A 13,555-nucleotide genomic window follows, 5' to 3' on the forward strand; every position below is an offset into this window, starting at 1 on the left:
CTACACCGCCTTTGATTTTTTACCAATTTTATTCTTATTTGATTTGTCTCTTGTCATTATTTCGTATAACTTTTCCGTTAACGGCAACCCAATAAAAATACTTGCATATAGTCCTGTAACAGAGGTAAGTAAGTTACTAGCACCAGAGAATGCGGTTAATGTTTCTGCCATATTTGGATGTGCTGCAACTAGCGGACCTAATGATGCTGCTGCCATGCTTCCACTACCAATACCGGTTGCCATCGCAAATGAATATGGATGAAGTGGGGTAATCGTAGCTAAAAATCCTGAAGCTAATCCAAGAAAGATCGAGCCGAATACCGTACCGAAAATATACATAGCCATTACACCTCTTCCCTCCGGGGAAGATAGTCCATATTTGTCAGTAATAAGGGCTAAATTAGCTTCTCTACCTATTGAGTGAGTCATACCAACACTTTCACGTTTCAAACCTAATAAGATTGCAAGTGGGAGAGCAATTAGAATGGTTCCTAAATTTCCAATCTCCTGAAATACCAATGCCCAGCCTGCTTCAATTAATTGCGGCAATGCAGTACCAGCTTGTACGCCAAACTTTGCAATGAGCAAGGTTACTGAAATAAATACAAGCGATTCGGCATGAATAGATTGTTTCTGTTTAACAAGAGGTGTAAAAAACAAAGCAATTCCAATAATGACGGCATAAAGCATCGGCAATAATAGAATAACGCCAGCACCTATTGGAATCTCATGTGTTCCGATTATTTCTGTAAACATAACAATACCAAATACGAGTAAATGTAAGCGCCAATCCTTCCATAGTTGAGCTGCTTGTTGTGTCATTCTGTTTGCCTCCTCGAATAATGAATGAGGAGCCTCTAACTAATAGAAGACTCCCATCAAATAATTAACCAATTTCATTTAATGATTTGTTTGCATATTCATTCATGTATTGAAGAGTGGCAGCTCCTAAAACTTTTGCAGCATGTAGTAATGCCCGTTCGTCAATATCAAATTTAGGATGATGGTGTGGGTAAGCGATATCCCAATCTTCATTTCTAGCTCCTGTGAAGAAAAAGGTCCCTTTGACATGTTGTAAATAAAAAGCGTAGTCTTCTCCCCCCATAATTGGTTCCGTTACCTTTACTGCTTCTACACCAGGTACTTCTTTCGCAACTTCTGCTACAAATTCTGTCTCTTCTTTATGGTTTACTAAGGTAGGATAGCCGCGTGTATACGTATACACATAATCAGCCCCTGAGACATCACAGGTAGCCTTAATAATACGTTCCATTTCTTTTTCAATAAATTCTCTCGTTTCTTCTTTAAACGTACGTACTGTACCAACTAACTCTGCTGAGTCAGCAATCACATTATATGGGTTTTCAGCAACAAAATTACAGACCGACACAACTGCTGAATCTAGTGGATCTACCTTCCTGCTTACAATTTGCTGTAAGTTATTAATTAATTGTCCACCAATAACCACGCTGTCCTTTGTATCATGGGGATGAGCTGCATGTCCACCTTTTCCTTTAATCGTAATATCAAATCGATCTGGAGCTGCTTGCAAGGCTCCTGTACGATATCCAATTTCTCCTAATGACATTTGAGCTTGTAGATGGGTACCAAAAATAACATCGACGCCATCTAAGCAACCATCTTCAATCATTGATATCGCCCCACCTGGTGGCAGTTCTTCCGCATGTTGATGTAAGAAAACAATCGTTCCTTCTAATTCATCTTGTAACCCGTTTAATACTTTCGCTAAGCCTAACAGTGACGCTGTATGCCCATCATGCCCACATGCATGCATCACACCATCATACTTTGATTTAAATGGGACATCGGTTTGTTCATGGATAGGAAGCGCATCAAAATCAGCTCTTAAAGCAACCGTTGGTCCAGGCTTTGCCCCTCTTAGATAAGCCAAGACTCCATTACCACCAACATTCGTGCGAACTTCATGTCCTAACGCAGTATGATAATCTGCAATATATGCTGCTGTTTCCGTTTCCTCAAAAGATAATTCCGGATGTTGGTGAAGAAATCTACGTATTTCTACCATTTCTTCATAGACTAGATCTAGATTACTATATAACTTTTCCATGTAGCTCACCCCTTTTAAATATTATTCTTATAGTAATACAAGTTTTCAGAAATTTAAATGGGAAATAATGGTCAGATATAAATTTATACTAGAGCCAATTGGATGAACGAATTCTATTTTCTAGGGAAAAGTATGTGTTTATTTTCCTTATCTAGGAATAACTTCGAAAATAAACCTGCTTAATAAGAAATAGTGAGAAAGGATAAAACGTGAGATCCAAGCCATTATCCCATTTATAGCTTTAATATTATTGAAATAAACATAAATTTTATTAAGGCTAATATATAAAAATATTTAACTTTAATATTGATTATGATACTATAAAGCAAGTGAGGTGACTATAAAATGGATCCAAAAGATACGCCCGCATGGATAGCATCCTTAGAAAAGGAAGATATAGAGTTTATTCGAAAATTTGTTTTAAGTTCAGGTTCATTAAAGCAAATCGCGAAGAGTTATGAAGTTTCGTACCCTACGGTGCGAACAAGATTAAATCACATCATTCAAAAGATCGAACTAAATGATGAATTAGAGAAAGAGCCTCTGATTAGTTATGTTAAACAATTGGCAATTGAAGACCGCATCCAATTAGATGATGCGAAACGAATTATTGAAAAGTATAAAGCAGAAAAGAATGATTATTAACAAATAGAGTTCTTTCTTCATGAATTTGGAACGGTAACTATCATTATTTTGGGTTCAGCTGCACAAATCTTTTATCGAAACAATATAATATCTTGGGGGGGAGTTGTTCCTACACTTTATGTGTCGATATTAACTTGGAAGTTTGTTAACCATTACATCGAAAGTATACTGGCTTATATGCTAATTATTTTAGTAGGTATAATCTGTTTTATCGAGCAGTGGTATCTAGCTAGGAACTCCCTTCAAAAGCAACGTAAAAAAGAATGATTCAAAATGAAAACCTATGATTTATCTAACCTTTCATGCTTATCTGAAAGAAAATCAAGTCTCCTTAAATGAAAAGTGAAAGACATACATAATGTAGGAAAGAACAATCCAAATGTCATCCGAGTATAAGTTCCTATTCGAATGATCGTTTGGATATTTTTTTCGCTTTTTCCGATACGAGCATTTATAACCATCCTTTTTAGATTGAATTAAGAAAAACTTGGGAATACCTAAGGTGGACGAAATAATAAAGGAGTGTAATATCATGACAGAGCGAATCTTTATCAGTCCAGCAAAATACGTTCAAGGCAAAAATGCCATTCATAATATTGGACAATATGTCAAAGATCTTGGTGATCAAGCGATAGTTATTGCCGATGAAACAGTCTGGGATATAGCTGGTAATGACGTTGTGAAATACTTAAAGAAGGAAGCTATCCAAACAGAAGAAGTTGTATTTAATGGTGAAGCTTCGAAAACAGAGATGAAGCGGATAACGGATATTGCCAAAAACGCTAAAGCAACGGTCGTTATAGGTGTGGGAGGTGGTAAAACACTAGATACCGCTAAAGCTGTATCCGATGATATAAATGGCAGTACTGTGATTGTGCCGACAACTGCTTCTACAGATGCGCCGACAAGTGGGCTTTCTGTCGTTTATTCGGAAGAGGGTGTATTTGAAAACTATCGCTTCTATAATAAAAATCCAGACCTTGTCGTAGTAGATACGAAAGTAATTGCTGGTGCTCCAAAACGCTTTCTATCATCAGGTATCGCTGATGCCCTCGCTACATGGGTCGAGGCAAGAAGTGTTATTCAAGCGAAAGGAAATACGATGGCAGGTGGTAGTACAACTATCGCTGCACAAGCAATCGCAGAAAAATGTGAGGAGACCTTGTTTGATTATGCACACCTTGCTTATGAATCGGTGAAGGCTAAGTCTGTCACACCTGCTCTTGAAGCAGTCGTTGAAGCAAATACATTACTTAGTGGTCTAGGCTTTGAAAGTGGGGGGCTAGCTGCAGCACATGCGATTCACAATGGATTCACAGCAATAAAAGGCGATATTCACCATCTAACACATGGCGAAAAGGTTGCGTTTGGAACACTTGTCCAGCTTGCTTTAGAAGAACGTTCCTTAGAAGAAATAGAGCGTTACATTGCGTTATACATTCACCTCGAATTACCTGTAACTTTAGAAGAGATTAAATTAAAAGATGCCACCCGTAAGGAAATTATAAAAGTGGCAGAAGCAGCAACAATTGATGAGGAAACCATTCATCAGGCATTTCAAGTAACCGCAGATGATGTGGCAGACGCGATCTTTGCCGCTGATCAATATGCAAGAGCTTATAAACAAAAAGTCAATAAATAGGTCACTTCAACTTGTGGGGGGTTCATCCTCCTCAAGTTTTTTTATAAGGATTGGTAACATCTCTGAATATGGTAAAATCAAGATCAACGTAGTGAATACAAATGAGAAAGTATGTGTAAAAATGAAGAAGATCATTAAATATATTCTGATTATTACTTCCCTACTTGTGTTCATCGGCTTTAGTGTATTTTGGATATGGTCTGAACAAACCTATGAAGCTTCGAATAACCTGTCGACATTCCTCGGTAATGATACCATGGAGTATCAGCAAAATTGGCTTGTTTTTGAACCAGAAAATCAGCAAGCAAAAACTGGTATCATCTTATACCCAGGAGCAAAGGTTGAACCAGAGGCTTACAGTTATTATGGAGATACATTATCAAAGGAAAGCTACCTTGTTATCATTCCACAGGTCTTATTCAACTTTGCAATTTTTGATCAAAATATTGCGCAAGAGATAATGGATTACTTTCCTAATGTGGTTCAATGGATTATTGGAGGTCATTCACTAGGAGGCGTTGCTGCTGCTTCATTTGCTTTTAATAATCCAACGAAACTAGATGGTCTTATCTTGTTAGGATCTTACCCTACAGATAATAATAACTTCACAGGTATGGATCTACCCATGTTGTCTATTTACGCGAAAAACGATGGATTAACCACCCCCAAAGAAATACAAGAAACTCAACATTTGCTATCGCAGCACGCAGAGTTACAAGAAATTCAAGGTGGCAATCATGCACAGTTCGGGATTTACGGAGAGCAAAAGGGAGATGGCAATGCGACGATTTCTGTTGAGGAACAACAACGGAGGATTACAGATACAATAAAACAGTGGTTAGACGATGCCAATCTTTAAACAAACAGCATTATTTTTATATTTAATGAAAGGAGGAAGTTGAGAGAAATGGATACCCTGCTCTATTTTCTTTATACCATCATATATTTGATATTACTTATCTGCGTCGTTCGTTCACCCTTTTCTCAGAATAATTGGTCATTGCGTTCGTTTATCTATCTTGTCTTACTTGGTTTAGTAACCGATAATAGTATCATTGCAGTTGGCAGATTTATTGGAGAAGGTATGTTTCTCGAGTATCTGAATCTCAGCCGTTACTGGATCCATGCGTTAATCACGCCTACATTAGTACTCTTTTCCTTTGGGATATTGAAGCCATTCAACCTTCGAATCTTTCAACATAAGGCAGCTTTCATGGTTACTTTACTGTTTACCATGCTATTAATAATTTTTGAATTGTTTACTGAAACCATTCCTTTACATTTAAAACCACTCTGGGAATATGACGTCTTACGTTATGTTCCAATAGAATCAGAGAGTGGTCCACCTTTCATGATATTGTTCGTTACTCTTTGTTTATTGATTGTAGGTATTATTTTATCCGTTCGTATAAACTGGATTTGGATGTTAATGGGAGCTTTGTTGATAACATTAGCTAGTGTCATTCCTATCCCCTTAAATAGTTCGGCTATAACCAATGGTTTTGAATTATTTTTAATGTTAACATTAGTATTAACATAACAAAGAGTAGATAGATAGCCAGAAAAATAAAAAGACTGCTTGTTTAGATTAATAGTTGATTATAAAGCTACAAGCTTTTATATTCTAAGTGGTAAAGGATGATGAATGTGGTAAATCTTCCTCGAATTGGAATGGTAGGTTTAGGTGGGATTGCTCAAAAAGCATACTTGCCGATCCTCTCAAAAGAAACAGATTGGACATTTGTAGGTGCATTTTCACCAAGTCGTGAAAAGAGAAAGACTATTTGCAAACAATATCGCATCCAAGATTTTTATAGCTTATCAGCATTAGCACAAGCCTGTGATGCTGTATTTGTACATAGCTCAACCCAGTCACATTACGAAGTCGTTTCAGAGCTATTGAATAAAGGACTCGACGTCTATGTCGATAAACCTTTGGCTGCGTCTATTTCAGAAGCAGAAAAACTAGTTGAATTAAGTAAAACATCAGGAAGAAAGTTGATGGTCGGTTTTAATCGCCGGTTTGCACCAATGTATATGAAAGCGAAGGAACAAGCAACTAATATTGCTTGGATACGTGTTGAAAAGCATAGAGCAGATAGTGTTGGTCCTAATTCTTATGCATTCACCATGCTAGATGATTATCTTCACATTGTGGATACAGTACGTTGGTTAAGTAATAGTGAGCTTCGTGTATTACATGGAACGATTCATACAAATGGGGAGAATCAACTTTTGTACGCACAGCATATGTATCAATCCACTCAAAATATATCTCTCACCACAGCAATGCATCGAAAGGCCGGGACAAACTTAGAACAAATTGAACTCGTATGCGATGGTGTAATAACTCGTGTTAAGAATATGAACAACACAGAAATCGAAGGAAACAACACCGTTTCAAGCTCTTCTTTCTCTTCATGGGACACGGTATTAAAACAACGAGGATTTGAAGGTGCTGTCTATCATTTCGTAGAATGTATAAAATTTGACAAGCAGCCTGTGATTGATGGAGTAGAAGGATTTAAGTCACAGCGGTTGCTGGATCAACTATTAACCCACCAATCGTAAAAGGACCGATTATACGTCTAATTTTAATCAGTCCTTTTAACATTCTGCTCATTTATTATCACATAGCTACTCACCAATTCTAAACTGCCTGCATACGACTAGATTTTTACTCATCATCTGATTGTATATGGTCGATTACTGCCTTCGTTGTCTCTGCAATTAACTTGTCATCATACTCCGCATCTTTCTGATCGCGTTTGGAAAGGATAGCAAGAACAATTGGATCGCCTTCTGGCGGCCAAATAATAGCAATATCATTTCGGGTACCATAGGAACCTGCACCCGTTTTATCTGCTACTTCCCAATCATCTGGTACACCTGCTCGAATCAAATGATCACCAGTTGTATTTCGCTTCATCCAATCCATTAACAGCAATCGTTTCTCCTTCGGAAGTGCATCTCCTAGTGTGAAAGCTTGAAGACTGTTAACAAGTGCTTTTGGGGTACTTGTATCAGCTGGTTCTCCTGGTGTAAAATCATTTAACGCTGGCTCTATACGCTGCGGATCAGTAACATCATCCCCTATATTTCTAAGTACCTTTTTCAATCCACTCGGACCTCCGATTTGGTTGAAAATAAGATTTGCCGCTGTATTATCGCTGTAGCGAAGGGAAGCATCGCTAAGTTCTTTAAGAGTCATCCCTGTATCAACATGCTTCTCTGTAATTGGATTATAATTTACCAGATCATCGTTTGTATAAGTAATCCTTTCATCTAATTCCGCTATTGACTTTTGTTGTAAAAGGGCTCCTACGGCAAGCACTTTATGGGTAGAAGTATAAGCAAATCGTTCATCTGACCGATAAGCTATCGATTCATTCGTTCCCATGTCCAAAGCATATACACCAAGGGTGGCATCAAATTCATCCTCAAGGCTTTGAAAACGATCCTTTATTTCTGTCTTTGGCTCTTCTCGATGACTTTCACTACTTGCCTCATCATCTGTACAACCTATTAAGGCTGCAAATGAAACAAATAATACAAGCCCCGTTTTCTTCCATTTTATTAACTTAAAAAGCTTGTTCCCTAAATTCATCCCCATTCCCTCTTTCTACATGAAGTTTTGATCTTAGCCTGATGTTCACACAACATATTTAATCAGATTCCTACATGTTGAATCACCTCTAGCGAAAAATATGGTGTACTAAAAATGGCGCTTTCTTCTGCGTCCTTTTTCGATTGCAAAGGCAGGCTACCTCTGGATTATCAAATGATGATACATAACCAATAAGTGTAGACCAAAAAGTTAGATACCTTCATTAGACTACAACTGTAATCTTATACTACATTTGTAATCTTGCTTTGTCAAATCGGTTAACTTTAGGCGAACACAAGTTCTCTTGAATTGTAATTATAACAACAATTAAAAGGAACACTTCGTTAAAAGATTGGACTTGCTGTAAATCCAAGTGGATTGATTATCCCATCACGAAATGCTACTATTTTTATATATTAAATTTATGAAGTCTCACCTTTTAGTGATCTTATCGGTGGAATATATATTCTCAATGAAGGACTAAGAAACGGAGATAATCATATGTACTTTACTCATTTTGTAATAAGTTTCATCGTGTCTTCTTTTACTGTTGTCGTAATAACGCTAATTAGAAAAGTGTTTAAAAGGCAGCTCACAGCCAAATGGAGATATTATTTATGGTTTCTAATGTTCCTTGGATTAACACTTCCTTTTATTCCAACGAATATACTTCAAGTTGAGAATTATTTTAACGTTGATGTTAATCAGAGTACTCAAATCAATTCTTCCTCTACCTCTATGAAACAAACGCCAGGGGAAGAAAATTGGATGCAGGACTTTTCCGTATCTGTCAACAGGTTGGATCTTACCGTTCTCAATGAAATACTAGCTAATATATGGATACTAGGGATACTAATTCTATCTGTTTTGGCCATAAATGCTTGTTTAAAATTAAAGAAAATTAAAAGCAGTATAATAAACATTGAAAATAACGACATCATAGCCCTATTTGAACAGTGTAAACAACAATTAAATATATCGAATCATTTGATCATAGGCGTTTCTCCACTGATCAAAACGCCGATGACGTTTGGCTTGTTTAAAACGTATATTGTGCTGCCAATCCGATTTGAGGAATGGCTATCGAAGGAAGAAATTGAATACATTCTGCTTCATGAGCTGAATCACTATAAATATAAAGATATGGTCTGGAATTACATTGTTGTCATCTATCAAATTGTATATTGGTTTAACCCACTTGTTTGGTTCGCCTTTAAAGAGATGAGATTAGACCGGGAAATTGCCTGTGATACTGCCGTTTTAAATACATTAGATAGGCAGAATTATGTTGATTATGGAAATACGATTATTAATTTTGTTGATAAGAACGCACAAGCCAAAGAACATTTTAGTTTGACCAATCAGCTTAATGGTTCTAAAAGGCAGATCAAAACACGGATTGAAAGTATTGCTTCCTATACAATGGAAACAAGAAAGTTGAAGCTAAAAAGTTTAGCTATCTTTCTTCTAGTAGGAGTAGTTATAACTAGTCAAATTCCAATCATTTCCGTTATGGGTGCTGAAGATAATTATCATCATTTAAATAATGAACAGACAGTATACGAGGACTTAAGCAAACATTTTGCGGATTATGAAGGAAGCTTTGTATTATATAGTATGAAAGATGATACGTATCGTATTTATAACGAAGAAAAAAGCACATTACGAGTTTCTCCGAACTCCACATATAAAATTTATAGTGCACTGTTTGGATTAGAGACAAACGTCATCTCAAATAACCATTCCATCCTGAAGTGGAATGGGGTGGAATATCCTTATGATTCTTGGAATAAAGATCAAAATTTGTCAACAGCAATGAAAAATTCCGTCACTTGGTACTTTCAGCAATTGGATCAGAGTGTTCAGAAAGATACGATCCAAGCATACCTAAACGAAATAGGCTATGGGAATAACAATCTTTCTGGTGGATTATCTCAATACTGGCTAGAATCTTCGTTAAAGATTTCCCCAATTGAACAAGTACAAGTACTTAAAGGTTTTTATACCAACCAATATGGATTTAAAGATAAGAATATACAGACAGTAAAAAATGCTATCAAGTTAGAGGAAAAAGATGGGGCAATGCTTTCAGGAAAAACTGGTACAGGTAGCGTCAATGGCAAAAACATTAGTGGTTGGTTTATTGGCTATGTGGAAACCGAAAAAGATACTTTCTTCTTTGCGACGAATATACAAAGTGAGGAAAAAGCTTACGGAAGTAAGGCAGCTGAAATAACATTAGCAATATTAAGGGAAAAAGGCATGTATTAATTCCATGGTTTATGTGTCTTGGTTAGAAGGGTGGGAAATTCATTTGCCTAAAAAAGTACCAAGTATTTCAGAAGCAGAATGGGAAGTTATGACTGTGTTATGGGAAAACGCCCCGCTGACAGCCAATGAAGTCATTTCTTCATTACAGGAACAAAAAGATTGGAAGCCAAAAACCGTGCGCACCCTATTGGATCGTCTTGCACACAAACAAGTGATCAGTGTCAATAAAGATCAAAGAGTCTATACTTTTTACCCGAATTACGCGCAAGATGATTGTCAGCATGCCGAAGCTCAATCCTTCATTCAACGAATCTACGGGGGGACATTGAAGTCCATGCTTGTACAATTTATTGAAGACGACTCCTTGTCTGAAGAGGAGATTAATGAGTTACGCTCCATCTTAGATAAAAAACCAAGTGAAAACGATTCAGGTAAGAAATCAAGTGAATAACAATAAAAAACACCTCGAAGTCACTATTGAACAAAACGAGTTCATTTGCGACTGCGAGGTGCTTTTTTATTCAATACTTCTACCATTACAAAACCGGTCAAATAGTTAGTTCACCCGCTTTTCACTATTCCAATACTTTCTGCGCAGACGAAATTTCTGCAGTTTACCAGTCGCTGTTTTGGGAAGCTCTTCTACAAATTCTATGATTTTCGGCGCTTTAAAATGGGCCATATTATCACGACAATACGTGACAATATCTGCTTCGCTTACGTTTGCTGCAGATTTCAACACAATAACTGCCATTGGTACTTCTCCCCATTTATCATCTGGAACAGCGATGACAGCTGTTTCTAAGATATCAGGGTGTTTATATAATACCCCTTCTACTTCTGTTGAAGAGATATTTTCACCACCAGAGATAATCATGTCTTTCGCTCGATCTCGAATCTCAATATAGCCGTCCGGATGCGTTACGGCTAAATCCCCAGTATGGAACCAACCATCTTTGATCGCTTCAGCTGTCCGCTCTTTATCTTTATAATACCCCTTCATGACTACATTACCGCGGGTTACGATTTCTCCCAGCTCCTCCCCATTCCAGGCAACTTCTTGACCGCTGGGACTAATCACTTTTGTTTCTCCATTAAAGGCAAGTTCAATACCTTGCCTTGCTTTAATCGTTGCTTGTTCATCAGCTGATTTTTCATTAAAATCCTGCTTCCATTCATTGTATAAAATAAAAGGTGCCGTTTCCGTTAGTCCATAGACATGCATAATATTTAGTCCAAGTATCTTTTGCGCTCGTTCAATTAAAGCTGCGGCTGGCGGCGATCCTGCCGTGCCCATACGTGGCTTCGATGTTATCGTTGTTACTTGTGCTTTAGGATCGTTAACAAGCATATTGATCACCGTTGGTGCTCCACATAATAGCGATACCTGATGCTGCTCAAATAATTCTAAAATAATAGATGGTACAACTTTTCGTAAACATACATGAACCCCTCCTACCGCTGTGATTGCCCATATACCTCCCCATCCATTCGCATGAAACATCGGTAACGTATGAAGATAGACATCATCATGATTCACTCCAAGATGAAACATGAAGTTTGCTGCATTCATGTAGTTTGCCCGATGAGTCAACATCACACCTTTCGGGTTCGAAGTGGTGCCACTGGTATAGTTTAACGTTAGCAGCTGATTTTCGTCGATGTCCACTGGAGAATACACCGATGGATTGACGTGAGCGATAAAATGGTCATAATCTATCCCCTGTAAGGTAGAATGATATCCAGGAACAGAAACAATAATTATTTCTTCCAATGACAGATTTGCCTCAATTTCCTGAATCGAAGCTGCAAATTCCGCATCGACAATTAGCATTTTGGCATCACTATGGTTAATAATGTATTCCATATCCGATGCTTGAATTCGATAGTTTAGCGGTACCATAACAGCTCCAGTTTGGCAAATCCCATAAAAGCATTCCAGCATATAATGTGTATTAGGTAACATGACCGCCACATGATCGCCCTTTTGAATACCTGCATCTGTAAGCGCTGCTGATAAACGGTCAATCCTTTCTCCAAATTCTAGATAGGTAAATTGTTTCTCTCCATCAATCACTGCTGTCTTCGTTGGATAATATTTAACAGCTCTGCGTTTCCAATCCAACGGTGTCAGTGGATAATTCATATCGTCAGCCCCTTTAAAATGAGTTTTTTACACATGTTTATGTGTCAATCTATTACTCTGGCTGATAATCTTTTTTGTTGCTGATATATACGCGTTTTCTAGTTCAGACACGACTTCCTCTATCGACTGTACTTGATTAATTGCACCAATTCCTTGCCCAGAACCCCAAATATCTTTCCATGCTTTCACCTCCGGATTATCCAATTTATTAAAGTTAATTTCCTGTTTCTTTTCTAAGTTATTCGGGTCAAGACCTGCTTTTACAATACTTGGGATTAAATAATTTGCGTTAACACCGCTGAATGCATCCGTATAGATAATATCTTCAATCGATGAATCAACAATCATTTGCTTATATTCATCAAACGCCCCACTCTCTTCTGAAGGAATAAACCGGGTTCCCATGTAAACAAAGTCTGCTCCTACGATTTCCGAAGCGAGAATATCTTCTCCTTCTGACATACCGCCAGCTAATACGATCGGCCCTTCAAAAAATGACCGTATCTCATGGATAAATGCAATGGGATTCAATACACCAGCATGCCCACCAGCTCCACTAGCTACGAGTATTAATCCATCCGCACCTTTCTCTATTGCCTTTTTCGCAAACTTAACATTAATTACATCGGAAAAGACGATGCCACCATATTCATGGGCAATTTCCACTACAGGACTTGGATCTCCGAGTGATGTAATTACAATAGGTGGTTGGTATTTTTCGATTAACTTAAGATCTTCAGTGTATCGTTTATTGGAACGATGAGTGATAAAGTTAATCCCCCATGGAGCGATTTTCTTTGTTGGCTCCTTTTCTTTAATTGCGTTGATTTCGATATTAATTTGATGCATCCAGTCTTCCAAAATATCACCGGTACGAGCATTTAATGCTGGAAATGTCCCAGCAATACCAGCTTGGCAAGCAGCCACTACCATTTTCGGGCTGGATACTAAAAACATTGGCGCCATAATAACAGGCAAGCGCATCGAATCTTTCATTCGTTGAATGGCTTCGTTAGACATATTCAAGACTCCTCTTTCCAAAGAATTTTTGTATACATTATACAGCTATGGTTACTATTGCTTTGAGTTGATAGATATCTCCTGTACCTGAGCCTCTTGCTCCATTCACTTGGTTAAAGTAAAAGTTTTAGGCGG

12 protein-coding genes are annotated in these 13,555 nt (G+C 37.6%); 7 read left to right on the forward strand and 5 right to left on the reverse strand.

From position 1 onward, the window contains the following. Together JKP73_RS02580 and JKP73_RS02585 are read right to left on the reverse strand one after the other, a co-directional pair. The gene (locus JKP73_RS02580; protein WP_021289384.1) at positions 1–822 is read right to left on the reverse strand and encodes a DUF3100 domain-containing protein; all 822 of its coding nucleotides are present in this window, start codon (positions 820–822) and stop codon (positions 1–3) included. 64 nt (positions 823–886) lie between these two features. After that, positions 887–2,089: a M20 family metallopeptidase gene (locus tag JKP73_RS02585; protein WP_200410854.1), complete on the reverse strand. Its 1,203-nt coding sequence runs from the start codon at positions 2,087–2,089 to the stop codon at positions 887–889. Positions 2,090–2,434: 345 nt separating this feature from the next. On the opposite strand from JKP73_RS02585, the gene JKP73_RS02590 reads away from it, so the two are divergent. From JKP73_RS02590 to JKP73_RS02610, 5 genes are all read left to right on the forward strand, one after another. After that, on the forward strand, positions 2,435–2,734 hold the full coding sequence (locus JKP73_RS02590) for a DUF2089 family protein (RefSeq protein WP_021289386.1): 300 nt from the start codon (positions 2,435–2,437) through the stop codon (positions 2,732–2,734). Between the two features lie 532 nt (positions 2,735–3,266). Next, positions 3,267–4,376, forward strand: a complete 1,110-nt coding sequence (locus JKP73_RS02595; protein WP_200410855.1) for a glycerol dehydrogenase — start codon at positions 3,267–3,269, stop codon at positions 4,374–4,376. Between the two features lie 121 nt (positions 4,377–4,497). Continuing rightward, positions 4,498–5,235, forward strand: coding sequence for an alpha/beta hydrolase (locus JKP73_RS02600; RefSeq protein ID WP_200410856.1), 738 nt, complete (start codon positions 4,498–4,500; stop codon positions 5,233–5,235). A 48-nt stretch (positions 5,236–5,283) separates the two neighbouring features. Beyond that, entirely contained in the window at positions 5,284–5,916 is a 633-nt protein-coding gene (locus JKP73_RS02605; RefSeq protein WP_200410857.1) for a hypothetical protein, read from the forward strand. Positions 5,917–6,014: 98 nt separating this feature from the next. After that, positions 6,015–6,947 (forward strand): Gfo/Idh/MocA family protein, encoded by a 933-nt coding sequence (locus tag JKP73_RS02610; RefSeq protein WP_021289390.1) that lies wholly within the window; start codon positions 6,015–6,017, stop codon positions 6,945–6,947. A gap of 106 nt (positions 6,948–7,053) precedes the next feature. Here the strand turns inward: JKP73_RS02610 and bla are convergent, their stop codons facing one another. Beyond that, positions 7,054–7,983: a class A beta-lactamase gene (gene bla, locus JKP73_RS02615; RefSeq protein ID WP_021289391.1), complete on the reverse strand. Its 930-nt coding sequence runs from the start codon at positions 7,981–7,983 to the stop codon at positions 7,054–7,056. A 501-nt stretch (positions 7,984–8,484) separates the two neighbouring features. Here bla and JKP73_RS02620 point away from each other — a divergent pair. Further along, complete coding sequence (locus tag JKP73_RS02620) at positions 8,485–10,254, forward strand: BlaR1 family beta-lactam sensor/signal transducer (protein ID WP_038242716.1); 1,770 nt, start codon at positions 8,485–8,487, stop codon at positions 10,252–10,254. 43 nt (positions 10,255–10,297) lie between these two features. Continuing rightward, positions 10,298–10,705 (forward strand): penicillinase repressor BlaI, encoded by a 408-nt coding sequence (gene blaI / locus JKP73_RS02625; protein ID WP_021289393.1) that lies wholly within the window; start codon positions 10,298–10,300, stop codon positions 10,703–10,705. A 105-nt stretch (positions 10,706–10,810) separates the two neighbouring features. On the opposite strand, the gene JKP73_RS02630 is transcribed toward blaI, so the two are convergent. Together JKP73_RS02630 and JKP73_RS02635 are read right to left on the reverse strand one after the other, a co-directional pair. Beyond that, positions 10,811–12,400: a long-chain-fatty-acid--CoA ligase gene (locus JKP73_RS02630; RefSeq protein ID WP_021289394.1), complete on the reverse strand. Its 1,590-nt coding sequence runs from the start codon at positions 12,398–12,400 to the stop codon at positions 10,811–10,813. Positions 12,401–12,427: 27 nt separating this feature from the next. Further along, positions 12,428–13,420 carry an NAD(P)H-dependent flavin oxidoreductase gene (locus JKP73_RS02635; protein WP_038242710.1) on the reverse strand — a complete coding sequence of 331 codons (993 nt, stop codon included), beginning with the start codon at positions 13,418–13,420 and terminating at the stop codon, positions 12,428–12,430. Between the last annotated feature and the right edge of the window lie 135 nt (positions 13,421–13,555).

The sequence above is a fragment of the Virgibacillus salexigens genome, assembly GCF_014905415.1.
Classification (GTDB): domain Bacteria; phylum Bacillota; class Bacilli; order Bacillales; family Amphibacillaceae; genus Virgibacillus; species Virgibacillus salexigens.